Origin of the sequence: Desulfuromonas versatilis (assembly GCF_019704135.1) — a bacterium.
Lineage (GTDB): Bacteria > Desulfobacterota > Desulfuromonadia > Desulfuromonadales > NIT-T3 > Desulfuromonas_A > Desulfuromonas_A versatilis.
The window spans coordinates 3,961,322-3,986,285 of sequence record NZ_AP024355.1; the positions used below are offsets into that span (position 1 = coordinate 3,961,322).

Here is a 24,964-nt window from a genome sequence, read left to right on the forward strand (position 1 = left end):
GGCCATTCATTGCAAGGGGCATACGGCCCTGCTATACTTCTCAGGCTTGCCTGCTTCCAGCGGGTATCTTGATTTATTTAATCCCTCAGGACGGCCATGCCATGAGTTTCGTCGACTATCTCAGCCCCGCCTTCCTCGAAGCCCAATACCAGCTGTGGAAGGAATCTCCCGCCAAGGTGCCCTTCGAATGGCGGGTCTTTTTCGAAGGCTACGAACTGGGGGAGTGGACGCCCCGCGCGCCGTTGGCCGAGGCGCCCGTCTCCGAGGCGATGGCCATCAAGCAGGCCGCGGTGCAGTCGCTGCTCTACCGCTACCGCGACATGGGCCACCTGCAGGCCTGCACCGACCCGCTGAGCCCCTGCCCTGGCGAACACCCCCAGCTGGCGCTGGAGGCCTTCGGCCTGAGCGAGGCCGACCTCGACACGGTCTTCTACACCACCCGCTTCTACAAGCAGAGCGCCACCCTGCGCGAGATTCTCGAGACCCTGCGCGACACCTACTGCCGCTCCATCGGCGTGGAGTACATGCACATCCCCGACCCCGCCGAGCGCCAGTGGCTCAAGGAGCGCATGGAGCCGGTGCGCAACCGCCCCGCCCTGAGCCGCGAGCAGAAGCTGGCGATCCTCAAGAAGCTCCAGGAGGCCTCGCTGTTCGAGTTGTTCCTGCACCGCAAGTTTATCGGCCAGAAGCGTTTCTCCCTCGAAGGGGGCGAGGTGATCATCCCCCTGCTCGACCACCTGGCCCACCAGGCCGCCGCCCTCGGGGTGCGCGAGCTGGTGCTGGGGATGGCCCACCGCGGGCGCATCAACGTGCTGGCCAACATTTTCGGCAAACCGCTGGCCAACATCTTCGCCGAATTCGCCGACACCCAGAAGCTGGCCTTCGTCGGCGAGGGGGATGTGAAGTACCACAAGGGGTTCTCCTGCGACCACCGCTACCCGGACGGCAGCCACATCCACATGAGCCTGGCCTCCAACCCCAGTCACCTCGAGGCGGTGGACCCGGTGGTGGTGGGCAAGTGCCGGGCCCGCCACAGCTTTTTCGGCCCCGGCGGCAAACAGCGGGTGCTGCCGGTGCTGGTCCACGGTGACGCCGCCTTCGCCGGGCAGGGGATCGTCCCCGAAACCCTCAATCTCTCCCAGCTCGACGGCTACCAGACCGGCGGTACGCTGCACATCGTGCTCAACAACCAGATCGGCTTCACCACCGCCCCGGCCCATGCCCGCTCGACCCGCTACGCCACCGACGTGGCCAAGATGCTCAGCGTGCCGATCTTCCACGTCCACGGCGAAGACCCGGAGGCGGCGGTTTTCGTCGCCGGGCTGGCCCTGGAGTACCGTCAGCGTTTCGGCCGGGACGCGGTGGTCGAGATCATCTGCTTCCGCCGCCACGGGCACAACGAAGGGGACGAGCCGGCCTTCACCCAGCCACTGATGTACGACAAGATCAGCCAGCGGCCGCCGGCCAGCCAGGTCTACAGCGAGCGGTTGATCGCCGAGGGGCTGGACAAGAACCTCATCGCCCGCCAGGCCGCCGAGTTCAGCGAACGCCTCGAGGAGGCCCTGCAGGGTGACGGCGGGCCCCAGGACACCGGCTACCAGGGCAAGTGGACCCACATCCAGCGCGACTACCAGGTGCTCGAGACCGCCACCGGCGTCGCCGCGGAAACCCTCAAGGAGCTCGCCGCCAAGATCACCGCCATCCCGGAAGCCTTCACCCCCCACCCCAAGCTGGCCAAGCTCTACGAAAAGCGCCGCGAGTCGGTGCTGGAAGACAGCGGCATCGACTGGGGGACCGCCGAGTCGCTGGCCTTCGCCAGCCTGCTCGCCGAAGGGACGCCGGTGCGCCTCTCCGGGCAGGACTGCCGGCGCGGCACCTTCAACCAGCGCCACTCGACCCTGGTCGACATCAAGACCGGTCAGCTGCACGTGCCGCTGGCCTTTCTCGGCCCGGGCCAGGCGCCGGTGCAGATCTACAACAGCATGCTCTCCGAGGCCGCGGTGCTCGGCTTCGAGTACGGCTACTCCCTGGAGGTGCCCGACGGCCTGACCATCTGGGAGGCCCAGTTCGGCGATTTCGCCAACGGCGCCCAGGTCATCATCGACCAGTTTCTCGCCAGCAGCCATACCAAATGGGACCGGGCCAGCGGCCTGGTCATGCAGCTGCCCCACGGCTTCGAAGGCCAGGGCCCCGAGCACAGCAGCGCCCGCATCGAGCGCTATCTGCAGCTGTGCGCCCACGAGAACCTGCAGGTCGCCTACCCCTCGACCCCCGCCCAGCTCTTCCACCTGCTGCGGCGCCAGGTCAAACAGCCCTTCCGGCGCCCGCTGATCATCTTTACCCCCAAGAGCCTGCTGCGCCACCCGCTGTGCCGCTCGCAGCTGGCCGAATTCACCGAGGGCGGCTTCCGGGAGATCATCCCGGCGCCGAACAACCCGAAAAAGGTCCGCTCGGTGCTGCTCTGCTCGGGGAAGATCTATTTCGACCTCATCGAGCAGCTGGTCCAGGAGGAGCACAAGGAGGTGGCGGTGATCCGGGTCGAACAGCTCTACCCGCTGCGCCGCGACCTGCTCAAGCAGGCCCTCGAGCCCTTCGTCGGCGGCAAGGCCCGGGTCGCCTGGCTGCAGGAAGAGCCGAGCAACAGCGGGGCCTGGTGGTTCATCCGCCACCACCTGGCCGAGATCCTCGGCAGCGAACCGCTCTACGTCGGCCGCGACGAGGCCGCCTCGCCGGCGGTCGGCTCGCACCGCATCCATACCGAAGAACAGAAGCAGCTGCTGGCCGAAGCGCTGGCGCTCTGACCTGCAGATTTCAATCGACATGTGACGGGAGTTTTCCATGGACATCAAGGTTCCCGAGGTAGGCGAATCGATTTTCGAGGCGACCATCGCCAAGTGGCACAAAAAGGAGGGGGAAACCGTCGCCAAGGACGACCTGCTCTGCGAGCTGGAGACGGACAAGATCACCCTGGAGCTCAACGCCGAGGTCGGCGGCGAACTCTCCATCCAGGTCGCCGAGGGCGAAACGGTCAAGATCGGCACGGTGATCGGCAGCATCCGCGAGGCCGAGGGGGCTGCCGAGGAGAAGGCCGAAGCGCAGGAACCCGCGGCGGAGAAGAAGTCCGCCAAGGAAGAAAAAGCCAAAGCCGAGGCCAAGGAGAAGCCCGCGGCGAAGCCTGAAAAGCCCAAACCCGCCGCAGCGGCGCCCGCCAAGCAGGAGAAGGCCAAGCCAGCCGCCGAGGCGAAAAAGTCCGCCCCCCCGGCCGAGCCGCCCCGCGCGGCCCCCCAGCCGACCCGGGTCACCGACGAGCGGGTCACCCGCAAGCCGATGAGCTCGCTGCGCAAGCGCATCGCCGAGCGCCTGGTGGCGGTGCGCCAGCAGACCGCCATGCTCACCACCTTCAACGAGGCCGACCTCTCCAGGGTCATGGCTCTGCGCAAGAAACACAAGGAGAGCTTCCAGCAGCGCCACGGGGTGAGCCTCGGCTTCATGTCGTTCTTCGTCAAGGCCTGCGTCGAAGCCCTCAAGGACTTCCCCGAGGTCAACGCCCGCATCGAGGGGGACGACATCGTCTACCACAACTTCTACAACATCGCCATCGCCGTCGGCTCGGAGAAGGGGCTGGTGGTGCCGGTGCTCAAGGACGCCGACCGCATGCAGTTCGCCGAGATCGAAAAGGCCATCCTCGGCTTCGTCGACAAGATCAACAGCAACAAGCTCGATCTGGCCGACCTCGAGGGGGGCACCTTCACCATCACCAACGGCGGCGTCTACGGCTCGCTGCTCTCCACCCCCATGCTCAACCCGCCGCAGAGCGGCATCCTGGGGATGCACGCCATCAAGGAGCGCCCGGTGGCAATCGACGGCAAGGTGGAGATCCGGCCGATGATGTACCTGGCCCTTAGTTACGACCACCGCATCATCGACGGCAAGGAAGCGGTGAATTTCCTGAAGCGGATCAAGGAGCTGATCGAGGAGCCCGAGGAGATGCTGTTGGAGCTTTGACTTGGGGGGGCGGGAGCCAGGCTGCCTGGACGGGGCCGACTGTTTTATGCGAAAAAGCCCGGAGCGATCCGGGCTTTTTCATTGGGGTCAGACTTCGATCTCCTCCTCTTCTTCCCCCTGGTGCTTGGGTCCCCGCGGCAGCAGCACCAGCTCGGCGCCCACCGTCTCGGCGATGTGCCTGAGCTCGCTCATCCGCAGGTGCTTGCCATAGACCTTAAGGTCGACCCCGGCGACGGCGGCCAGCTGGTAGCGCGGCGTTTTCGACCCGTCGACGTATTTCCTTCTTTCCCGGTAAAACAGTTTGCCTGCCATAGTCAGCTCCCTTTCCTCAGGTTCGGATCCTGGTACCGACCCGCTCGCCCAGAATCGCCTTCTCGATGTTGCCCCGTACGTGGCCATTGACGATCTTGACCTCCTTGACATGATGAGCGTCCTGCAGCAGGTAAAGCAGCTTGCGCTCCATCGCCAGATCCTCCAGGTCCATGCGAAGCAACTCCTCCACGGTGACGTCCTCGATGAGCTCGGCCTTGGGGTCGATGCGCGGATCGGCGCTGAAAAGGCCATCGACGTTTTTCACCAGGATGCAGTTTTTCGCCCCCAGGACCTCGGCCATCAAAAAGGCCCCCGTGTCGGTGCGGTGCGGCGGAATCAGCCCGACCCCCGGCGGGTGCTCGTACAGCCCGTAGGGCGGGGTGCCGTGCATGACCGGCAGCAGCCCCAGGTGCAGCAGGGTCGGCAACTCCAGCAGCTCGCCGGTCTTGACCCGGGTGCCGCCCCAGCGCGAGAGCAGCAGCGCCATCATCTCGGCGTTCTGCTCGCTGATCTTGCCCGCCAGCTCGGCCAAAACCCCCGTCGGCATGCCCAAGTCGATGCCGATGTCGAGCATGTGCCGCACCCGCACGCCGCCTCCGGTGACCACCAGCATCTTGTGGTTTTTCGACAGTTCGCCGATCTCCTCGATGAGCGGCAGGACCACCTCGCGTCCGTAGTCGATGGCCCCGTGGCCGCCGATCTTGACCACGTTGAGATCCGGCACGATGCGCAGCTGAGCCATCTGCGCATGCCTGTTCATCAACCCCTTGCGGACCAGGGTCTCCCCTTTCAGCCGCGAATCCAGCTCATGTCTCTTGCTCATTGTTCGCATGCCCCCATTTTGCAGAAAACCATCCAAATCCAGTCTCTATTTTTCAATTTTACCCCACAATGGCAGGAACTTCCTCTTTCTGCCTGCGATTGGAGACATGCGAACATGGGAAAGGAAATACTTCGGTGCCTGGCGGCCGGTTCAAGGTTTTTCTTATGGCCCGAGCTATACTGGAAACAGGTTGAAAGCCCGCGTGGGAGAAGATCAATGCCGGGAATGATATTTTACCGAAAACGCCTCGTGGCCGAAGGCGGCCTCGAGCAACCCAGATTTCAACTTGTGGCCCTGGCCGGGGTGAATCTGCAGATTCATGGCAGACATCTGCGGCTGGGTGAACTGAGGTTTATCGCCGAAGCCCTGGACGCCGAGCTGATCCAGCTCTCTGCGCCGGAATCCGGCGCAGAAAAGGAAACCATGGAGAGAGGCTCCCATGGAACCTCTTTACACCCTGCACAACATTGAAAAGAAGGTGGGGGAGAACTTCCTGCTGCGGGTGGAAAAACTCGAGCTGTTCGCCGGAGGGCTCTACTCGCTGGCCGGGCCCAATGGGGCGGGCAAGAGCACGCTGCTGAACATCTTGGCCTTTCTGACGTCGCCGGACCGGGGGGAGCTGTTCTTCGCCGGGGAGCGGGCCAGTTGGACGGCAGGCTGGCTGCAGCACAAACGCCAGGAGGTGACCCTGGTGCCGCAGAACCCGTTTCTGTTTGAGGGGACGGTAGGTAACAACCTCGCCTTCGGCCTGAAGGTGCGCGGCATCATGGGACGCAGGCAGCGGGAGCGGATCTACGCCGCCCTCGGGACAGTGGGGCTCGAGGGGTTCGAAAAGCGTCGGGCGCGCGGGCTCTCCGGGGGCGAGATCCAGCGGGTCGCCATCGCCCGGGCCCTGGCCCTCGATCCCCGGGTGCTGCTGCTGGACGAGCCGACCTCCAACATCGACTCAACGCATATAATGCGGCTGGAACAGCTGGTCCCCGAGTTGAGCCGGCGCGGGGTGACCGTGGTCATGGTCACCCACGACCAGGAACAACCCCGCCGGATGGGTTGCTCCATCCTCCCCATCCAGGGAGGCGTCCTGCAATGCTGAGGGGCGCGGGGGTCAATTGCGGCCGGGGGATTCCTGGCCAAAATAGCGGGTCATGGCCATGCGGGCGTATTGGCTGGCGCGGGTGCCGATGAACTTTTCGTGGGCCACCATGGCGGCCACCACCAGTTGGCGCGGCCCCTGGCGCTCCTTGGCGAAGCCCACGAACCAGTCGTAGCGCGCCTCGTGGTCGCTGCTGTCGATGCTGCCGGTCTTGCCGCCGATCTCCAGGTCGGCCAGCGCCCGGTCCTTCTGGTAACCGCGGAAAAATTTGCGGGCGGTTCCCGATTCGACGGTCCCTTCCATCATGCGGCTCAACACCGAGGAGGCCTTGGCGCTCATGGCCTGGGGGCCCCACTGGGGCTGCGAGAGGTAGAGCTGTTCGCCGTCGGCGCCCACGACCCGGTCGACGATGGAGGGCTCGACCATGCGTCCGTCGTTGAGCACCGCCGAGGCCATCAAGGCCCCGTGCAGGGGGGAGATGGTGGTCTCCCGGTTGAACCCGCTGGCCAGCTCGGCCCAGTGGTAAGGCTGATCGCTGATGGTGAAATGACTCGGGGCGAGGGGCAGTTCGAAATCGAGGGGCTCGTTGAAGGCGAAGGCGCTGGCGGACTTTTCCAGTTGCTCCCGACCCAGGCTCAACTGGCCGAGTTTGCCGAACACCGGGTTGACCGATTGGGCAAAGGCCTCCTCGAAGGAGAGGGTATTGGTATTGCGGTTGACCGCCTGGGTCAGCTGCCGCTTGTACAGGGTGTGTTTGTAGCCGTTGAATTGCATCGGCGAATCGGCGGTGTAGCCGCACTGGTCCACAGCCGAGGCGGCGGTGACGATCTTGAAGATGCTGGCCGCCGGAAACTCGCTGAGCAGACAGGGGTTGCCGGAAGGGTTCTCCCTGTCGAAACCGACCATGGCCAGAATCCGGCCCGTGTCGGCTTCCATGACCACGATGCCGAGATAGCGCGAGTGCTTGCGGTCGAGCCGCTCGAGCAGGTAGTTCTGCAGATCGACGTCCAGGCTGGTCTCCACCCGCAGCACCTGGCCGTCGACCGGCAGGTCGAGAGCTTTTTCCGTCAGGTTGTTGAAGGCCTGCTGGTCCAGCAGCTGCCGCAGTTCTTTCTTGCCGGTCAGTCCCGCAGCGGGAAGTGCGGGGAGCGAAGCCTGGGCCGCGCCGATCGGCGAGGGGGAATCTCCGCCGCGGGGCAAGGCCTGCAGACCGAAGAACAGCCCCGTCCCCAGCAGGGCGACCACCAGTCCCCGCAGGGCGACCCGCCGGAAAAGGCGCCTGCCGTTCGATCGCCGCTGCAGCCCGGCCTGGTAATCACGCCAGCTGCCACCCTGCGACTGACGCGAGGAATGCTTGAATGATTTTCGCATGAATCGACTGTCCCTTTCGGGTTCGCCGCACAGGGCCGCTTTCCGGTGATTCTGGACGCCGGGTGGCTTGCCGCCTCCCAAAACAGCCCTTTTTATCATTTTCCCATCGGGAGATCAATCCATTGCGGCAACCAGCGCTGCTGCCGGCGCTCGCCGCCCCGCATCCACAGCCCCCCCTTCCGCCCGCCGAACCGGCGCCAGCCGGACGTTTTTCCCCTTTACAAAATTTTACAATCGGCAGATATCTCTTAACCCCCGCTTTAGAGTATCGTGGGTAAGCTGATTAAAAGGCAGCCCGATGCGATACAGGAAGGATGAACCGCTGGCATGCACCCTGACTTCACCCTATCAAAACCCAGCCGCCGGCGGCTGCTGGGCGTGGCCACGGCGCTCTGGCTGAGCGCCTGCGCCCCGGTCACCCCGCAGCTGCAGCCGCCCGTCGAGCCGCCGGCGGCCTTTTCCGCCGCGGGCGACCAGGCGCTGCCTGAACGCTGGTGGCTGGCCCTCGACGACCCTGGCCTGGACGGGCTCATCGAGCGGGCCCTGGCCGGCAACCTGAGCCTGCAGAGCGCCTGGGACCGCCTCGACCAGGCCCGGGCCCTGGCCCGCCGGGCGGGCGCCGACCTCTACCCCAGCCTCGACGCCGAAGCGAGCGTTTCGCACCTGCGGCTGCGCGAGGGGGGCGAGACCAGCAGCAGCGACGAACTGGGCCTCGGCCTGGTGGCCGGCTACGAGCTCGACCTCTGGGGCCGGATCCGCTCCAGCCGCGAGGCCGCCCTGCTCGACGCACGGGCCAGCGCGGACGATCTGCAGACCGCCGCCCTCACCCTCTCGGCCCAGGTCGCCGCCACCTGGTACCAGCTGGTCGAGCAGTACGGCCAGCTGGAGCTGCTCGAGGCCCAGCGGGCCCTCAACCAACAGGTGCTGGAGCTGGTCACCCTGCAGTTTCGCACCGGCCAGGCCGGCATTGCCGACGTGCTCCAGCAGCGCCAGCTGGTCGAGTCCAACCGCGGCGAACGGGCCCAGGCCGAGGCGCGCGCCGGTCTCCTCGAGCACCAGTTGGCGATTCTGCTCGGCAGCGCGCCGGGGGAGCCGGTGGCTCCCCGGCAGAGCGGGCTGCTGGAGTTGCCGTCGCTGCCCGCGACCGGGCTGCCCGCCGAGCTGGTCCAGCGCCGCCCCGACCTGCGCGGCGCCTGGCACCGGGTGCTGGCCTCCGACCGCAACCTGGCCGCGGCCATCGCCGAGCGCTTCCCCCGGCTCAGCCTGACCGCGCAGCTGAGCACCTCGGGCGGCAAGGCGAGCGACCTGTTCAACGACTGGCTGACGAGCCTCGCCGGCAACCTGATCGGCCCCCTGGTCGACGGGGGCTTCCGCCGGGCCGAAATCGACCGCGCCCGGGCGCTGGCCGCCGAGGATCTGCACACCTACGGCCAGGCGGTCCTCGACGCCTTCGGCGAGGTGGAGGACGCCCTGCTGCAGGAGCGGCGCCAGCGCGAGCTGATCGCCAGCCTCGACCGGCAGCTGGAGCTGGCGGCCACGGTCATCGAGCGGGTGCGCGACCGCTACACCAAGGGGGCCGTCGACTACCAGCGGGTGCTCGACGCGCTGCTCTCCCATCAACAACTGCAGCGCACCCGGCTGAGCGCCCAGCGCGAACTGATCCAGAACCGCATCGACCTCTACCGGGCCCTGGGCGGCGGCTGGGAGCTGGCGCGCGGGGAGCGGGTCACAAGCTTGACAAGCACCGGCCGCGATTGATCCGACGGATCAGTCTGATCGGTCGGATCCGCCGGATCCGACGCGGCCCATTTTTAAGAGAGAAATTCACCGATACCACCACAATAGGAAGTTGCCATGCCCGATAGCGAAATCAAACAGACCGGCCCAACCTCGCAGCAAGCCTCGCCCCTCGCCCGGGCCCTGCGTCTGCTGCTCCCCGTGGCGGTGCTCGGCGCCGGGGTCGCCATCGCCCTCTGGCTGCTGGAAACCAAGCCCCAGGCCAAACCCCGCCCCCAGGGGCGCAACGCCACCCTGGTCGAGGTCCGCCCCGTGCTGTTCGGGCCCCAGGCAACCCGGATCGAGGCCATGGGGACGGTCAAGGCGGCCCGCGAGGTCCAGCTTCGCCCCCAGGTCAGCGGCGAAATCCTCGAAATCAGCGCCGACCTCATCCCCGGCGGTCATTTCCGCGAGGGGCAGCGGCTGCTCAGGATCGACCCCACCGACTACCGCCTGGCGCTGCGCCAGCTCTCCAGCGAGGTCGCCAAGGTGGAGTCGGAGCTGCAGATGGAGCAGGGCAACCAGCTGGTCGCCCAACGCGAGTTCGAACTGCTTGGCGAGGCGGTCAGCCCCGAAGAGAAGTCCCTGATGCTGCGCCAGCCGCAGCTGCAGACCCTGCGGGCCTCCCTCGAGGCGGCCCGGGCCAAATTGGAACAGGCCGGCATCGACCTCAAGCGCACGGAAATCGAGGCCCCCTTCAACGCCGTGGTGATGAGCCGCGAGGTCAACCTCGGCGCCCGGGTCACCCCGACCAGCACGCTTGCCACCCTGGTGGGTACCGACGAATACTGGGTGGAGGTCTCGGTGCCGGTCAGCCAGCTGCGCTGGATCCGGGTCCCCCGGGGCCAGTCCGAGCAGGGCTCCCTGGTTCGGGTCTACGACCGGGCGGCCTGGGGCGAAGGGGTCTATCGGCAGGGCCGGGTGATCCGCCTGGCCGCCGGCCTCGAGGAGCAGGGGCGCATGGCCCGGCTGCTGGTGCGGGTGGAGGATCCCCTTAACCTGAAAACAGAGAACGCCGGGCAGCGCGCCATGCTGCTCAACTCCTACGTGCGGGTGGAAATCGAAGGGGAACAGCTCCCCTCGGCGGCGGCCATCGAGCGGGGTCTGATCCGCGATGGCGACAGCGTCTGGGTGATGGACGGCGAAGGGCGCCTGGAGATCCGCCCGGTGACCATCGCCTTCCGGGGCAGCGAGCAGGTGCTGGTCAGCGCCGGGCTCACCCCCGAGGACCGCCTGGTGGTCTCCGACCTGCCCGCGCCGGTGGCGGGGATGGCCCTGCGGCTGAACGGCGAGCCGGGCACCGCGCCGGAGCGCACCGCCGCGGCGCCGAGCCAAGCGGCCCCCGCCGTGGAGGCCAGGCCATGAGCGCCCTACCTCGCAAGCGCCGGGAGCGCGGGCCGCTGGCCTGGATGGTGCAAAACCGCGTCACCCCCAACCTGCTGATGCTCTTTCTGCTGCTGGGCGGCCTGTTCATGACCACCCGCATCAAGCAGGAGGTGTTCCCCGAGTTCGACCTCGATATGGTCACTGTGCAGGTGGCCTACTCCGGGGCCAGCCCCGAGGAGGTCGAACGGGGCATCGTGCTGGCCGTCGAAGAGGCCATCCGCGGCATCGAGGGGGTCAAGGAGATCAACGCCAGCGCCGCCGAAGGCTCCGGGACGGTCACCGCCGAGCTCGAGGAGGATGCCGACCAGCAGAGGGTCTACCAGGATATCCAGCAGCAGGTCGACCGCATCACCACCTTCCCCGACGATGCCGAAGAGCCCCAGGTCTCCCTGGTCACCCGGCGCCGTGAGGTGCTGCTGATCCAGCTGTACGGCGAGGTCGGCGAACGGGCGCTGCGCGAAACCGCCGAGCAGGTGCGCGACCGGCTGCTGCAGAACCCCGGCATCACCCAGGTCGATCTGGCCGGCGAGCGCGACTACGAGATCCTGGTCGAGGTTTCCCGGGAGCAGCTGCGCGCCTTCGGGCTGACCCTGGGCGATGTCGCCGCGCGCATCGACACCGCCTCCGAAGAGCTTCCCGGCGGCTCGCTCAAGACCACCGGCGGCGACATCCTGCTGCGCATCAAGGACCGCCGCGACTGGGCCAGCGAATTCGCCCGCATCCCCATCCTGACCACCCCCGAGGGGAGCGTGGTCACCCTCGGCGAGCTGGCCGAGGTGCGCGAGGGCTTCGAGGAGACCGACCGCTTCGCCACCTTCAACGGCGGGCGCAGCATCGGCCTGGACGTCTTCCGGGTCGGCGAGCAGACCCCCATCGGCGTCTCCGACGCGGCCCGCGCCGCGATGGCCGAAATCGCCGCCGACCTGCCCGAGGGGATCGACTGGCAGATCAGCCGCGACAGCTCGGAGGTCTACCGGCAGCGCCTCGAGCTGCTGCTGAAAAACGCCTTCATGGGGCTGGCGCTGGTGCTGCTGGTGCTCGGGTTGTTTCTCGAGTTCAAGCTCGCCTTCTGGGTGACCATGGGGATCCCCATCTCCTTTCTCGGCGGCCTGCTGTTCCTGCCGCTGATGGGGGTGTCGATCAACATGATCTCCATGTTCGCCTTCATCATCGCCCTGGGGATCGTGGTCGACGACGCCATCATCGCCGGGGAGAACATCTACGAGTACCGCCAGCAGGGGATGGGCTTCGCCCAGGCGGCGATCCGCGGCGCCCGCGACGTGGCCACCCCCATCGCCTTCAGCATCCTGACCAACGTGGTGGCCTTTCTGCCCATCTCCTTCGTGCCGGGGATGATGGGCAAGGTCTGGGCGGCGATCCCCCTGGTGGTCATCACCGTGTTTCTCATCTCCTGGCTCGAGTCGCTGCTCATCCTCCCCTCCCACCTGGCCCACACCGGCAGCCGCCCCTCCAGCCGCCTGGGCGCCCGCCTGCACGGCTGGCAGCAGGCCTTCGCCGAGAGGTTCGGCCGCTTCATCAACAGGGTCTACGGCCCCTTCCTGGATCGCTGTCTGCGCTGGCGCGCCCTGACCGTGGCCACCGGCCTGGCGCTGCTGCTGGTGGTGCTCGGCTACGCGCTGAGCGGACGCATCGGCATGATCCTCATGCCCCGGGTCGAGTCGGACCGCGCGGTGGTCACCGCCGTGCTGCCCGTCGGCAGCCCGCTGGCGCGGGTCACGGCGGTGCAGGAGGAGCTGGTTGGCGCCATGCAGGCTGTGGCGGAACAGAACGGGAGCGAGCGGCTTTTGGAGGGGATTTATTCCGAGGTGAACGAAAACCAGGTGGAGGTTACGGCTTATCTCACCCAGCCCGGGGTGCGCCCGCTCACCACCGCCGAAGTCACCCACCTCTGGCGCGAGCGGGTCGGGCCGCTGGTGGGGCTGGAATCGCTGCGCTTCCAATCGGACCGCGGCGGGCCGGGCTCGGGCGCCTCGCTGACTGTGGAGCTTTCCCACCGCGACATCGAGGTGCTCGACCGGGCCAGCGTGGCGCTGGCCGAGCGGCTGGCCGAGTTTCCCAACGTCAAGGACGTCGACGACGGCTACACCCCCGGCAAGCAGCAGCTCGATTTCCGGATCAAGCCCGAAGGGCAGAGCCTCGGGCTGACCTCCAGCGAGGTCGCCCGCCAGGTGCGCCACGCCTTCTCCGGCGTCGAGGCCCTCAAGCAGCAGCGCGGCCGCAACGAGGTGACGGTGCGGGTGCGCCTGCCCGAGAACCAGCGCGCCAGCGAGTTCGACGTGGAGCAGCTGATGATCAGCACGCCGGCCGGCACCTTCGTGCCGCTGCTGGAGGTCGCCGAGGTCAGCCGCGGCCGCGCCTACACCACCATCGCCCGCCGCGACGCCCGCCGCACCCTGACGGTGAGCGCCGACGTCGAACCCATCGGCGAAACCGGCCAGGTCATGGCCGCCCTCAACGCCAGCGTGCTGCCCGGCCTGGCCCGCGACTTCCCCGGCCTCTCCTACGGCTACGAAGGGCGCCAGGCCGAGCTGGCCGAGAGCATGCGCAGCCTGGTGGGCGGCTTCGCCCTCGCCCTGCTGGCCACCTACTTTCTGCTGGCGATCCCCTTTCGCAGCTACAGCCAGCCGCTGATCGTGATGATCGCCATCCCCTTCGGCATCGTCGGGGCGGTGCTCGGCCACCTGATCATGGGCTACAACCTCAGCCTGATCAGCATGATGGGGATCGTCGCCCTCTCCGGGGTGGTGGTCAACGACTCGCTGGTGCTCATCGACTACGCCAACCGCCGGCGCCTGGGGGGGGAAACTCCCGGCGAGGCGATCCGCGCCGCCGGGGTACGGCGCTTCCGGCCGATCATCCTGACCACCCTGACCACCTTCGGCGGGCTGGCGCCGATGATCTTCGAGACCTCGCGCCAGGCCCGCTTCATGATCCCCATGGCCATCTCCCTGGGCTTCGGCATCCTCTTCGCCACTCTCATCGTGCTGGTGCTGGTCCCCTGCCTGTACTTGGTGGTCGAGGACCTGCTCGGCTGGCTGCGGCTCGGGCCGGCCTCACAGGACGAAGGGGCGGTTGCCCCCGCCGAATGATCCGCGGCCTGGGCTTTTACAAAACTTTACCCGGCTTGACCCAGACTTTACCCAACTTCAAGGGGAGGTTCGCTACCATAGAGACATGAAGGGAAGACAGCTCGGTCCCGCAACCAGGGAGGTCCCTCATGAAAAACACGCTGCGAACCCAAACCACCACCGGCCGCAACCGCTTCGGGAGGCGCTCCGCCAACGGCGCCGGAGCGCAGCGCCGGAAGCATGCCGGCCATAAGATCTGCAGTTCCTGGATCCGCACCGCCTGGATCGGCGAGTACGCCCTGCATTATCTGCTGGTTTCCCGCAACGGCGAGCCGAAAACCGACGTGGTGCTGCTGCTCACCGGCCCCGACGGGCGCCAGGTGCCCGATGCCCGGGTGACCTGCACCCTCACCGACCGGCTCGGCAGGGTCCGCGAGGTGACGGGGGTCTTCTGGGAGGGGGGCTACCTGCTCGCCCTGGGCCGGATGCTCGGCCGCATCCGCCGCCTCGGCATCCTCACCGCCGTCGCCGGGCGCACGCTGCACGACGACTTCAGCCTCGCTCCGGGGTAGAAGCCTGCTGCGCCGGAGACAACGAAGCCGCCCCCATCCGGGGCGGCTTCGTTGCGTTCGGAGACTCGGGTTCCCCGGCCGGACTCAGCGCCGTTTCTTCCCCCGGGAGCGGGGTTCGGCCGGCTTGGCTGCCGGCTTGGCCGCGGTTTTGAACTCCGGCTCGTAGCCGACGGTGAAGGGCGCGGTGGCAGCGTTGCCCAGGCTCAGGAAATGGGCGTTGTTTTTATCGAAGGGGCAGATGGGCTGAGGGCAGGGCTCAAAGCCGAACCTTCTGTAATAGCCGGGTTCGCCCAACACGAACAAGGGCTGGCTCTTGACCGGCTCTTGCCTAAGGGCAAACCGGAGCAGTTCCGAGCCCACCCCCTGCTTTTGAAATTCGGGGGACACCGCCATGGGGGCCAGATGCAGCCCGCAGACCTCGTTGCCGTTGAAGGCATTGGAAAAGGCAATATAGGCGATGACCTTGTTGGTGTGAATGCAAACCCATTCATGCACCGGTTTGCCGTTTTCGTGGAGTTTCTGAACCAGCCCGGCTTCGTATTCACTGCCGGGAAAGGCACGGCGCAAAAGCGCATAGACCTTGGCGTGGTTTTCTTTCGTGACTTTCTGTATTTTCATCTTGAGAGCCCCTGGATTGATTCAACACAGCCGCAGTTGACCGTCCTCTTCGACCTCGAATTCCGACTCCTCCCTGACCGGAACCGGTGCCTGGTTGGCCGGCCCGACGGGCGCAGGGATGACCTTCTTCTCTTCCAATGCGGGTTCCCCGGGCAGCTCGGCCGCCCGCAACCCCTCCTCTGCCGCCCGCTTTGCCAGCTGGTCGCAGCGCTCATTGAAGGGGTGCCCCGCATGGCCCCGCACCCAGTTCCAGGTGACCTCATGTTTGCGGGACAAGGCAACCAGCTGCTGCCAGAGATCCTGGTTCGCCAGGGCATCGGGGGTCTCCAGGCGACCGTCGCGGATCCAGCCATGAATCCACTCGCTCATCCCCCGCACCAGGTACTGCGAATCGCTGAACAGGCGCACGGTCCTCGGGTTGTTCAGGGCTTCCAGCCCGCGGATCGCCGCCAGCAGTTCCATGCGCTGCGAGGTCGAGGCACACTCGTAACCGCTCAGCTCCTTCTCCAGCTCCCCGTAGCGCAGGACCACTCCATAGCCCCCGGGCCCGGAACTGCTTCCCGAGCCGTCGCTGTAGATCTCGACGACGCCCGGCGGCGGCGGGGTGAAGGCCACCTCCAGGGCCTCGAATTCCAGTTCGCGCAGCAGCGGGATAAGCTCGGCCAGGTTCGGTCGCTGGCGCTGCAGGTCGGGCAGACGGATCTCCAGGGGAACGTCCCGACGGAGGGTGGCCAGGGTTTTCGAGAGCCGGGCCTGGTCGGCATGGGCATGGAGATTCTCCTGGCGCTTTCTGCCGTTCACCAGGTGTTTCCACTCAAGAACCGCTTCCAGCGACCCGAAGCGCGCTACCAGTTCGGCCGCGGTTTTCTCGCCGATCCCGGGAACCCCAGGGATATTGTCCGAGGTGTCGCCGGCCAGGCCCAGGACATCGGGCACCCGCTCGGCAGGCACACCGAAGCGGTCGAGAACCTCTTGCGGCCCCGAACGCCTGCCCTTCATCGTGTCCAGCAGGCCAATCCCGTCGCCGACAATCTGCAGCAGGTCCTTGTCTCCGGTAACCACCGTGACTCCGACCCCTTCAGCGGCATGACGGCGGGCCAGAGTGGCGATGACATCGTCGGCCTCAAACCCGGGGGCTTCCAGGGCGGGGATATTGAGGGCCTGCAGGACCTTCCGGACGTAGGGAAGCTGGAGTGCCAGCTCCTCGGGCATGGCGTCCCGGTTCGCCTTGTAGTCGGGATAAAGGGTTCTGCGAAAGGTCTTTTCCCGGGGAGGGTCGAAAACGACCGCCAGGTAATCCGGCCGATGTTCCTGAAGCAGGCCCAGGAGCATCCGGGTGAAACCGAACACGGCATTGGTCGGCAGACCGCCGGAGGTGGCAAGGTCTCGAATTCCATAATAGGCGCGATAGAGGTAGCTGGACCCGTCCAGCAAATAGAGCTGTGGCGAAAATTTCAAACTTCCTCCCGAGGTGTGCATTCGTTCCTGGGGTTCTGCTCGCTGCATGGCAGGGGTTAGAATCGCACAGACCAGGAATGGAGCAAAACCTTTTTACGCGACCAGAGCGCAAAACCCTGCGTGCCGCATCACGGCAGGAATGCTATGATGGGAAACCCCGTCCCAATTAACACCGACAGGATCGCCCTTGAAATACCCGCCCTTGGCCACCGACAGCAACCCACCCTCCCGACGTTTTTTCGACGTGTTCCGCTACAGCCGCCGCGCCCTGGGGCTGGTCTGGTCGACCAGCCGCCGGCTGGCGCTGATCTTCGCCGTGCTGACCCTGCTCGCCGGGGTATTCCCCGCGGCCGTGGCCTGGATCGGCCAGCTGATCGTCGATGGGGTGGTCGCGGCGATGGGGCAGCACCGGGAGACCGGCAGCGCCGATACCACCTGGGTGCTGCTGCTGGTCGCCGGCGAGGCGGGGGTGGTGGCGCTGATTGCCGGCGCCCAGCGCGGCATCGCCACCTGCCAGGCGCTGCTGCGGGCGCTGATGGGGCAACGGATCAACCTGATGATCCTGGAAAAGGCGCTGACCCTCAAGCTGGCCCATTTCGAGGATTCGGAATTCTACGACAAGCTGACCCGCGCCCGGCGCGAGGCCTCGACCCGCCCCCTGAGCCTGGTCACCCGCACCTTCGGCCTGGTGCAGAACGGCATCTCGCTGGTCAGTTACGCGGTGCTGCTGGTGCAGTTCTCCCCCTGGACGGTGCTGATCCTGGTGGCCGGCGGCATCCCGGAATTCCTGGCCGAGGCGAAGTTCTCCGGCGACAAGTTCCGCCTGTTCCGCTGGCGCTCGCCGGAGACGCGGATGCAGATGTACCTGGAGACGGTGCTGGCCCGCGAGGACTACGCCAAGGAAGTCAAGCTGTTTCGCCTGGGGCCGAAGCTGCTGCAGCGCTACCGGGCGATCTTCGAAAAGCTCTTCGCCGAGGACCGCCGGCTGACCCTGCGCCGCGACAGCTGGGGCTTCGCCCTCGGCCTGCTCGGCACCGCCGCCTTCTACGGCGCCTACGCCTGGATCGCCCTGTCGGCCATCCGCGGCGCCATCAGCCTCGGCCAGATGACCATGTACCTGCTGCTGTTCAGGCAGGGGCAGTCGGCGGTCTCGGCCAGCCTTTCGGCGATCAGCGGCATGTACGAAGACAACCTCTACCTCTCGAACCTCTACGAATACCTCGAGCAGCCGGTGCCGCCCCCCCAGGGGGAGCTGCGCCAGGGGCCGCGGCCGGGCGACGGGGTGCGCTTCGAAGAGGTCAGTTTCCGCTACCCGGGCAGCGAGGAGCCGGCCCTGCAGCTGGTCAGCCTGCATCTCCGGCCGGGCGAGAGCCTGGCGTTGGTCGGCGAAAACGGCTCGGGCAAGACCACCCTGATCAAGCTGCTGACCCGTCTCTACCGGCCGGACTCGGGGCGCATCCTGCTCGACGGCCTGGACCTGCAACAGTGGGAAAGCGAGGCGCTGCGGGCGCGAATCGGCGTCATTTTCCAGGATTTCGGCCGCTACCAGTTCCTGGTCGGAGAGAACATCGGTGCCGGCGACATGCAGCATTTCGAAGACCGGCAGCGCTGGGAACAGGCGGCCGAGAAAGGGATGGCCAAGGAGTTCATCGACAAGCTGCCGCAGCGCTACGATACCCAGCTCGGCAAATGGTTCAAGGGCGGGCGCGAACTCTCCGGCGGCCAGTGGCAAAAGATCGCCCTGTCCCGGGCCTTCATGCGCACCCGGGCCGACCTGCTGGTGCTCGACGAACCGACCTCGACCATGGATGCCGCCGCCGAAGCGACCATCTTCGAGCACTTCCGGGACTTAAGCCGCGGCAAGATGACGATCCTGATCTCCCACCGCTTCTCCACCGTGCGCATGGCCGACCAGATCGTGGTCATCGAAAAAGGGCGCATCGTCGAGCAGGGGAGCCACGAACAGCTGATGGAACGAGGCGGCCAGTATGCCTACCTCTTCTCCCTGCAGGCGCAGGGGTATCGCTGAGGGGTGTTCCTCCACGAGTTCGACCATCTGCAGGGGCTGGTATTCCTCGATAGGCTGGAGAGCAGCCGCGGCCTGGTGACCGAAAAGGAATACCTGCGCATCCTGGCCGAGCGTTCCTGAACCGCCCCGCCCGGCTTGTCCCTGCGCCATTGCCCCCTCCCCTTTGATGCTCTTCGCGTCCTTAGTGTCCTTAGTGTCCTTAGTGTCCTTTGCGTCCTTTGCGGCTTCGCGGCTTCGCGCCCTTCGCGGCTTCGCGTGAGCCAAGGACCTTTTTCCGGCTTCAGCCGAACCCGCCCTCCCCCAGCCCCCACCAGGCCGGCAGCAGGCGCAGGGCCTCGGGTCGGGCGAAGCGGTCGTCGATCAGGTAGATCACCCCCCGGTCCTGGCGGGTGCGGATCACCCGCCCGGCGGCCTGCACCACCTTCTGCAGCCCCGGGTAGAAATAGGCATAGTCGTAGCCGGCGCCGAACAGCTCGCCCATGCGCCCCCGGATCTGCTCGTTCACCGGGTTCAGCTGGGGCAGCCCCAGGGTGGCGATGAAGGCGCCGATCAGCCGCTCGCCGGGCAGGTCGATCCCCTCGCCGAAGGCGCCGCCGAGCACGGCGAAGCCGATCCCCCGGCGGCCGGGGGCGAAGCGGTCGAGAAACTCCTGGCGGGCGCTCTCGTCCATCTGGCGGGCCTGGCGCCAGGCGGGGATTCCGGGATGGCGCTCCTCGAACAGCCCCGCCACCTGCTCCAGGTAGTCGAAGCTGCTGAAAAAGGCCAGGTAGTTGCCGGGCCGCTCCGCGAACTGCCCGGCCAGCAGCGCCACGATCGGCGCCAGCGAGGCGTCGCGGTCCCGGAAGCGGGTCGAGACCCGCTCGACGATCCGCACCGAGAGCTGCTCGGCGCAGAAGGGGGACTCGACCTCGACGCGGAAGGTTTCGGCGGGCAGCCCCAGCAGGTCGCGGTAGAAGCGGTCCGGGCGCAGGGTCGCCGAGAACAGCACCGTGGCGGCGGCCGCCTGGTAGCGGGGGAGCAGGAAGGGGGCGGGGACCAGGTTGCGGATGCACAGCGCGGCATTGCGACGGCGGCCGGGCAGAAGCCGGATATCGAACAGAAATTGGCGGTCGAACAGTTCGGCCAGCCGGCAAAAGTGCAGGGCGTCGAGGTAGAAGCTCTGCAGGGCGCCGTCGAGCCCCGCCGGGTGCTCGGCGAGGTAGTCGGTGACGGCGGCGATCGCCTTCTGCAGGGCCGCCAGCAGCGTCTCCGGCACCTCGTCGTAGACCCGGTAGGGCTCCTGCTGCTCCTTGCAGGCCGCGTTCCAGCAGCGCTGGAGCCTGTCGAGGGGCTTTTTCAGCGGGGCCGGGGCGGCGCTCCGCGCCCCCCGGAAGGCGAGCTGATCCAGCTCGGCGCTGTACATCCCCCGGGCCCGCTCGACCAGGTTGTGGGCCTCGTCCACCAGCACGCCGACCCGCCACTGGTGGGCGGCCGTCAGGGCGTAGAGCATGGCGTGGAGGTCGAAATAGTAGTTGTAGTCCCCCACCACCACGTCGGCCCAGCGCGCCAGCTCCTGGGCCAGGTAGTAGGGGCAGAGCTGGTGCGAACGCGCCGCCTCCGCCAGCCCCTCGCGGTCGAGCCGGCCGCCGTCCAGGGCGGCCTGGCGGGCCGCCGGCAGCCGGTCGTAGAACCCCTTAGCCAGGGGGCAGGAGTCGCCCTGGCAGGCCTTGTCGGGGTGCTCGCAGGCCTTGTCGCGGGCGACCAGCTCCAGCACCCGCAGCGCCAGATCCGGCGCGTTCTGGCCGATTTGCCGGAGGGCCTCGAGGGCGAGGCGGCGGCCGGGGGTCTTGGCCGCCAGGTAAAAGACCCGGTCCAGGCGGTGCCGAGGCATGGCCTTGAGCATGGGGAACAGGGTGCCGAGGGTCTTGCCGATGCCGGTGGGCGCTTCGGCCAGCAGGCAGCTGCCGGCGCCCACCGTCCGGTAGACCGCCTCGGCCAGCGCCCGCTGGCCGGCGCGAAACTCCGGGAAAGGAAAGCCCAGCGCGCTGAGGCCAAGGTCCCGGGCCAGGCGGTGGGCCCGCTCCTGCGCGGCCCAGGCGAGAAAGCGCTCGCACTGCTGTTCGAAAAACCCCTGCAGCTCCGCCGCCGCGAAGCGCTCCTCGAAGCGGGTCTCGCGCTGGCTGAAAATGTCGAAATAGACCAGCGCCAGGCGCACCTCGGCGAGCCCCTCGGCCCGGCAGAGCAGCCAGCCGTAGATCTTCGCCTGAGCCCAGTGCAACCGCCGATGATTCTCGGGCATCAGAGCCAGCTCGCCCCGGAAGGTCTTCACCTCCTCGAGCAGGCCGCGCCCCGGGTCGTAGCCGTCGGCGCGGCCCCGCACCAGCAGTCCCCGGTACTCGGCCTCGAGCGGCACCTCGCGGCGGTAGCCCTCCCCGCGCCGCGCCGCGACCACGCCGTGCCCGGCAATCCCCTCCTGGGCGGATGGGGCCGGGGTAAAGCGCAGGTCCAGATCGCCGCTCTTGGCGGTGAACTCGCACAGCACGCGCACCGCCACCTGGTAGAGGGGCGCACCCTGCACCTGCGGTTCGGAGGATTTTTCCTGGGGTCTGCTGGTCATGCCGGACTTATGAAGGAGAGGAAAATCTTAGCATAGCAAGATGGGGCCGAGTCGGACAAGGGGAGCCGCGACAACGCCCTGGTGTCGGGCGATCCGATAACCTGCCGCTCGGGAAAATCCTCCCCTGCCCCGCGGCCCGGGGCATCACTCAGACCTGGTGAAATAGCTGGTCATGAGGTTGCGGTAGTTCGGAATGTGGTTCGAAAAGAGGGTTCCGAGGCCTTCGATGTCGTTGCGCCAGTCCCGATGCAGCTCGCAGGCCATCCCGAACCAGTTCAGCAGTTGCACCCCCGCCGCCTGCATCCGCAGCCAGGCGCTGTGCCGGGTGACCTCGTTGAAGGTCCCCGAGGCGTCGGTGATCACGAACACCTCGTAGCCTTCCTCGAGGGCCGAGAGGGCCGGAAAGGCCACGCAGACTTCAGTCACCACGCCGGCGATGATGAGCTGCCGGCGGCCGCTCTTTTTCACCGCGGCGACGAACTCCTCGTTGTCCCAGGCGTTGATATTGCCTGGCCGGGCGATGTAGGGCGCATTGGGGAACATCGCCTTCAACTCCGGCACCAGGGGGCCGTTGGGGCCATTCTCGAAGCTGGTGGTGAGAATGGTCGGAAGCTTGAAATAGACGCCGCAGGCCGCGACGGCCAGCACGTTGTTCTTGAACTCACTGGGGGAAAAGTCCTGCACCAGAGAGATCAGCCCTGCCTGGTGATCCACCAGCAGCAGGGCCGCGTCGTCCTTGGCAAGGCGGTTGTATTTGAACGATTTTTCCATGGTTGTGTCCTTCCATGCTTGCCCGGTCCGCGCGGGACCGGGTTAGGGATGGGCCTAGCCGTCCCCGATTTCACTGTAATCCGGATGCCACAGAGCTAATCCGCAGATAAGACCGACCGGCTGTGCCATCCAAATTACCTGGGCCATGACCATCCTCTCTTCGCCTCGCGGAGGCGGGTCTGCGCCCCTCAGCCACCGGCCGGGTCCTGGCCAGGCGCCTGGTCCCGGCAGACCAGGTGCACGATCCCCGCCGGGCTGCAGATCCAGAAACCGTCAAACCCCTTCGGCAGAGCTTCGACCCCGTCGCAGCGCGCCACCCCCTGCTCTTCCAGGTACTTGGCCGCGGCCGCCGTGTCGTCGGTGGTCACCTCCAGCCAGAGCTCGGCCTGGCTGAGCTGCGGGACCTCGTCCAGCCACAGACGCATGCCGGCATAGTCGAAGACCACCAGGGGCTGCTCCTGCTCGATCTGCACCAGGCCGAGGATATCGCGATAGAAGGCCAGGGTCGCGGCGAACTGGTGTGAGGGGATTTTAAGGGCGATATTGCGGCCGGCGCCGAATCGGGGTTTCATGGATTATCTCCAAGCCGTGGCTACTCGCCGAGAAAGGCGAGCAGGTCGGCGTTGACTTGGTCCTTCTGGGTGGTGCAGATCCCGTGCGAGCCCCCCTCGTAGACCTTGAGCCGGGCGTTTTTGACCAGCTTGACCGCGAGCTGCGCCGAGTTGGCGATCGGCACGATCTGGTCGTCGTCGCCATGGATAAGCAGGGTCGGCACGTCGATCTTCTTCAGGTCCTCGGTCAGGTCGGTCTCGGAAAAGGCCTTGATGCAGAAGTAGGCGGCCGGAAAACCGGCCATCATCCCCTGCAGCCAGAAGGACTCGCGCACCCCCTCGGAGAGCATGGCGCCCGGCCGGTTGTAGCCGTAGAAGGGGATGGGCAGCTCCCTGAAGAAGCTCGAGCGGTCGGCCAGGACGTTGGCGCGGATGCCGTCGAAGACCTCCATCGGCAGGCCCCCCGGGTTGGCGGCGGTCTTGACCATCAGCGGCGGCACGGCGCCGATCAGCACCGCCTTGGCCACCCGCTTGCTGCCGTGGCGGCCGAGGTAGCGGGCCACCTCGCCGCCGCCGGTGGAGTGGCCGATATGAATCGCGTTTTTCAGGTCGAGTTTTTCCACCAGCTGCGCCAGGTCGTCGGCATAGGTGTCCATGTCGTTGCCGTGCCAGGGCTGGCTCGAGCGGCCGTGGCCGCGCCGGTCATGGGCGATGCAGCGGTAGCCCCGCGAGGCCAGAAAGAACATCTGGTCTTCCCAGGCATCGGCGCTGAGCGGCCAGCCGTGGCTGAAGACCACCGGCTGCCCGCTGCCCCAGTCCTTGTAGTAAATATGGGTACCGTCTTTGGTGGTGATGGTAGGCATGCAACTCTCTCCTTTCCACGGACTCCCCGGAAAAAAAGGGAGCCGCCTGGGCATACGCCCGCCCCCTCTCCGGGGCGCAGGCGCAAAGCGTTCCCCTCCTCCAAAAAACACAAGCCGAACCACCGGTTTCGGATGTGCAATCCTTCGGCAGCTCGGCCATCTCGCAAGCCTCTGAGACCCGCGGCTTTCTGTCCCTGCCTCACGGCAGGTTTGGCGTTTTCGGGATCATTTCAAAGCTGGTATCACATTACCCCCGTTTGCTGACCTGTCAAGTCAGGTATTATTTCTCCAAACAGGCGGGAGCGGGGCTTCATGTTTCTTCACAATTCCGACAAAAACCGGCAACGCCCCCCTGGTAGATTCGGATCTGAAACATCCACCAGAAGCCTTCCTGTCGAAAAGGAGACGAGCATGCGAAACATCACGAAGTCATTGGTTCTACTGCTGGTGCTGGGCCTCACCGCAAGCCTGCTGGGGGGCTGCAGCCATCGGCACGGCCACCACGGCGACCCCGACAAAATGGTCGAAAAAATGCTGAAGCACCTGGAACGGGGGCTGGACAAGATCGACGCCAGCGACCAGCAGCGCGAGCAGATCCGCCTGATCGCCGGGCAGATCGCCGAGGACGCCAAGCAACTGCACCAGGAGAACGCCCGGGAGCGCGGCAGCATGGTCGCCGCCCTGCTCGCCGATGCCCCCGACCGCGAGGGGCTCCATCAGCGCCTCGACGCCCGGGCCCTGACGCTGACCGAGTTCGGCCACCGGAGCCTGGACCGGCTGCTCGAGATCAACGCGATCCTGACCCCGGAGCAGCGCGCCGAGTTGCAGCAATGTCTTGCCGAGGCCCACGGCACCGCCCGCTGAATGAACCCTGAATGAAAACCCGAAGGAGCCTGCAAATGCCCGAGATCGCCATCGACGAGAACCTGAAACGCCACTTTCACCTGTTCTGGGACAACTTCCCCGCCCCGGTCCTGCTGCTCCACAAGGACCGCACCATTCTCGCGCGCAACCAGGCGGCCGAGGCGGCGGGGATGGTCCCCGGAACCCGCTGCAGCGACCGCGGGGGGGCCGAGGTCCACCGGGGCTGCCTGGCCGTCCAGGCCCTGCGCGAGCAGAGCGCCAAGCGTTCGGTGGAGTACATCGAACAGCTGGGGGTGGTGATGGATTCCTACTGGATCCCCCTGCCCGGCCATCCCGACCTCTACGTCCACTTCGGCATCGACATCACCGCCTTCGCCGCCGAGCGCCTGTTTCCGTCCGCCTGCCGGGGGGGCGCGGCCTGCACCTCCTGCTCCGGCGCCTGATCGGCCCACCTGGGGCCGTCGAACCCCAACTTGGTTCGACGGCCCCGCCCGCGAGGAAATCGCCATGCCTCTTCACAGTCAACTTCCCTGGGAACTGCTCGCCCTGTTTCTGGGGACCGCGCTGGCCAACGCCCCCCTGGGCTACCTGCGCCAGGGGTCCGCACGGTTCAGTTTCGGCTGGTTCTTCTATGCGCAGCTGTCGCTTCCGGTTATCATTTACCTGCAGGCCAGGGCCGAGCCGGGAGTCGCTTTCCTCCCCCTGTGCCTGTCCGGTGCCGCCTGCGGGCAGCTGCTCGGCGGCCTGCTGAACCGCCGGCGCGGCGCCGAAATCTGAAATCCCCGGA

Annotated in this window: 21 protein-coding genes and 1 riboswitch; of the genes, 12 read left to right on the forward strand and 9 right to left on the reverse strand. The window is 66.8% G+C overall.

Annotation, left to right across the window (positions count from 1 at the left end):
* Window positions 1-101 precede the first annotated feature (101 nt).
* Both DESUT3_RS17840 and odhB read left to right on the forward strand, forming a co-directional pair.
* A complete protein-coding gene (locus DESUT3_RS17840) occupies window positions 102-2,801 on the forward strand; it encodes a 2-oxoglutarate dehydrogenase E1 component (protein ID WP_221249832.1) in 2,700 nt (899 codons plus the stop codon).
* A gap of 37 nt (window positions 2,802-2,838) precedes the next feature.
* Window positions 2,839-4,005: a 2-oxoglutarate dehydrogenase complex dihydrolipoyllysine-residue succinyltransferase gene (gene odhB / locus DESUT3_RS17845; RefSeq protein ID WP_221249833.1), complete on the forward strand. Its 1,167-nt coding sequence runs from the start codon at window positions 2,839-2,841 to the stop codon at window positions 4,003-4,005.
* Between the two features lie 87 nt (window positions 4,006-4,092).
* Here the strand turns inward: odhB and DESUT3_RS17850 are convergent, their stop codons facing one another.
* A complete protein-coding gene (locus DESUT3_RS17850; protein WP_221249834.1) occupies window positions 4,093-4,317 on the reverse strand; it encodes a hypothetical protein in 225 nt (74 codons plus the stop codon).
* Window positions 4,318-4,333: 16 nt separating this feature from the next.
* A complete protein-coding gene (locus tag DESUT3_RS17855; protein ID WP_221249835.1) occupies window positions 4,334-5,140 on the reverse strand; it encodes an amino acid kinase family protein in 807 nt (268 codons plus the stop codon).
* Window positions 5,141-5,356: 216 nt separating this feature from the next.
* Here DESUT3_RS17855 and DESUT3_RS17860 point away from each other — a divergent pair, with 216 nt between their 5' ends.
* Window positions 5,357-5,611, forward strand: a complete 255-nt coding sequence (locus DESUT3_RS17860) for a hypothetical protein (RefSeq protein ID WP_221249836.1) — start codon at window positions 5,357-5,359, stop codon at window positions 5,609-5,611.
* Window positions 5,580-6,233, forward strand: coding sequence for an ABC transporter ATP-binding protein (locus DESUT3_RS17865; protein ID WP_221249837.1), 654 nt, complete (start codon window positions 5,580-5,582; stop codon window positions 6,231-6,233). The genes DESUT3_RS17860 and DESUT3_RS17865 overlap by 32 nt, the downstream gene beginning before the upstream one ends.
* A gap of 12 nt (window positions 6,234-6,245) precedes the next feature.
* Here DESUT3_RS17865 and DESUT3_RS17870 read toward each other — a convergent pair whose 3' ends face one another.
* The gene (locus DESUT3_RS17870; protein ID WP_221249838.1) at window positions 6,246-7,604 is read right to left on the reverse strand and encodes a penicillin-binding transpeptidase domain-containing protein; all 1,359 of its coding nucleotides are present in this window, start codon (window positions 7,602-7,604) and stop codon (window positions 6,246-6,248) included.
* 327 nt (window positions 7,605-7,931) lie between these two features.
* Between DESUT3_RS17870 and DESUT3_RS17875 the strand changes: the two genes are divergently transcribed.
* The 4 genes from DESUT3_RS17875 to DESUT3_RS17890 all read left to right on the forward strand — a co-directional run bounded on the left by DESUT3_RS17875 (window position 7,932) and on the right by DESUT3_RS17890 (window position 14,427).
* Window positions 7,932-9,362, forward strand: coding sequence for an efflux transporter outer membrane subunit (locus DESUT3_RS17875; RefSeq protein ID WP_221249839.1), 1,431 nt, complete (start codon window positions 7,932-7,934; stop codon window positions 9,360-9,362).
* A 96-nt stretch (window positions 9,363-9,458) separates the two neighbouring features.
* The gene (locus DESUT3_RS17880) at window positions 9,459-10,745 is read left to right on the forward strand and encodes an efflux RND transporter periplasmic adaptor subunit (RefSeq protein ID WP_221249840.1); all 1,287 of its coding nucleotides are present in this window, start codon (window positions 9,459-9,461) and stop codon (window positions 10,743-10,745) included.
* Entirely contained in the window at window positions 10,742-13,876 is a 3,135-nt protein-coding gene (locus tag DESUT3_RS17885) for an efflux RND transporter permease subunit (protein WP_221249841.1), read from the forward strand. Before DESUT3_RS17880 ends, DESUT3_RS17885 begins: the two co-directional genes overlap by 4 nt.
* 128 nt (window positions 13,877-14,004) lie before the next feature.
* A complete protein-coding gene (locus DESUT3_RS17890; protein WP_221249842.1) occupies window positions 14,005-14,427 on the forward strand; it encodes a hypothetical protein in 423 nt (140 codons plus the stop codon).
* A gap of 84 nt (window positions 14,428-14,511) precedes the next feature.
* On the opposite strand, the gene DESUT3_RS17895 is transcribed toward DESUT3_RS17890, so the two are convergent.
* Together DESUT3_RS17895 and rnhA are read right to left on the reverse strand one after the other, a co-directional pair.
* The gene (locus tag DESUT3_RS17895) at window positions 14,512-15,045 is read right to left on the reverse strand and encodes a GNAT family N-acetyltransferase (RefSeq protein WP_221249843.1); all 534 of its coding nucleotides are present in this window, start codon (window positions 15,043-15,045) and stop codon (window positions 14,512-14,514) included.
* 21 nt (window positions 15,046-15,066) lie between these two features.
* The gene (gene rnhA, locus DESUT3_RS17900) at window positions 15,067-16,503 is read right to left on the reverse strand and encodes a ribonuclease HI (RefSeq protein ID WP_225911557.1); all 1,437 of its coding nucleotides are present in this window, start codon (window positions 16,501-16,503) and stop codon (window positions 15,067-15,069) included.
* A gap of 187 nt (window positions 16,504-16,690) precedes the next feature.
* On the opposite strand from rnhA, the gene DESUT3_RS17905 reads away from it, so the two are divergent.
* The gene (locus DESUT3_RS17905) at window positions 16,691-18,532 is read left to right on the forward strand and encodes an ABC transporter ATP-binding protein (RefSeq protein WP_221249845.1); all 1,842 of its coding nucleotides are present in this window, start codon (window positions 16,691-16,693) and stop codon (window positions 18,530-18,532) included.
* Window positions 18,533-18,812: 280 nt separating this feature from the next.
* On the opposite strand, the gene DESUT3_RS17910 is transcribed toward DESUT3_RS17905, so the two are convergent.
* From DESUT3_RS17910 to DESUT3_RS17925, 4 genes are all read right to left on the reverse strand, one after another.
* Window positions 18,813-21,128: an ATP-dependent DNA helicase gene (locus tag DESUT3_RS17910; RefSeq protein WP_221249846.1), complete on the reverse strand. Its 2,316-nt coding sequence runs from the start codon at window positions 21,126-21,128 to the stop codon at window positions 18,813-18,815.
* A 144-nt stretch (window positions 21,129-21,272) separates the two neighbouring features.
* Entirely contained in the window at window positions 21,273-21,899 is a 627-nt protein-coding gene (ycaC, locus tag DESUT3_RS17915; protein WP_221249847.1) for an isochorismate family cysteine hydrolase YcaC, read from the reverse strand.
* 188 nt (window positions 21,900-22,087) lie between these two features.
* The gene (locus DESUT3_RS17920; RefSeq protein WP_221249848.1) at window positions 22,088-22,471 is read right to left on the reverse strand and encodes a VOC family protein; all 384 of its coding nucleotides are present in this window, start codon (window positions 22,469-22,471) and stop codon (window positions 22,088-22,090) included.
* 20 nt (window positions 22,472-22,491) lie between these two features.
* Window positions 22,492-23,313, reverse strand: coding sequence for an alpha/beta fold hydrolase (locus DESUT3_RS17925; protein ID WP_221249849.1), 822 nt, complete (start codon window positions 23,311-23,313; stop codon window positions 22,492-22,494).
* Between the two features lie 143 nt (window positions 23,314-23,456).
* A riboswitch (cyclic di-GMP riboswitch) is annotated at window positions 23,457-23,538 on the reverse strand.
* A gap of 186 nt (window positions 23,539-23,724) precedes the next feature.
* On the opposite strand from DESUT3_RS17925, the gene DESUT3_RS17930 reads away from it, so the two are divergent.
* From DESUT3_RS17930 to DESUT3_RS17940, 3 genes are all read left to right on the forward strand, one after another.
* A complete protein-coding gene (locus tag DESUT3_RS17930) occupies window positions 23,725-24,177 on the forward strand; it encodes a Spy/CpxP family protein refolding chaperone (protein ID WP_221249850.1) in 453 nt (150 codons plus the stop codon).
* 35 nt (window positions 24,178-24,212) lie between these two features.
* Window positions 24,213-24,620, forward strand: a complete 408-nt coding sequence (locus tag DESUT3_RS17935; protein ID WP_221249851.1) for a hypothetical protein — start codon at window positions 24,213-24,215, stop codon at window positions 24,618-24,620.
* A 64-nt stretch (window positions 24,621-24,684) separates the two neighbouring features.
* A complete protein-coding gene (locus DESUT3_RS17940) occupies window positions 24,685-24,954 on the forward strand; it encodes a hypothetical protein (RefSeq protein WP_221249852.1) in 270 nt (89 codons plus the stop codon).
* Window positions 24,955-24,964: the final 10 nt, after the last annotated feature.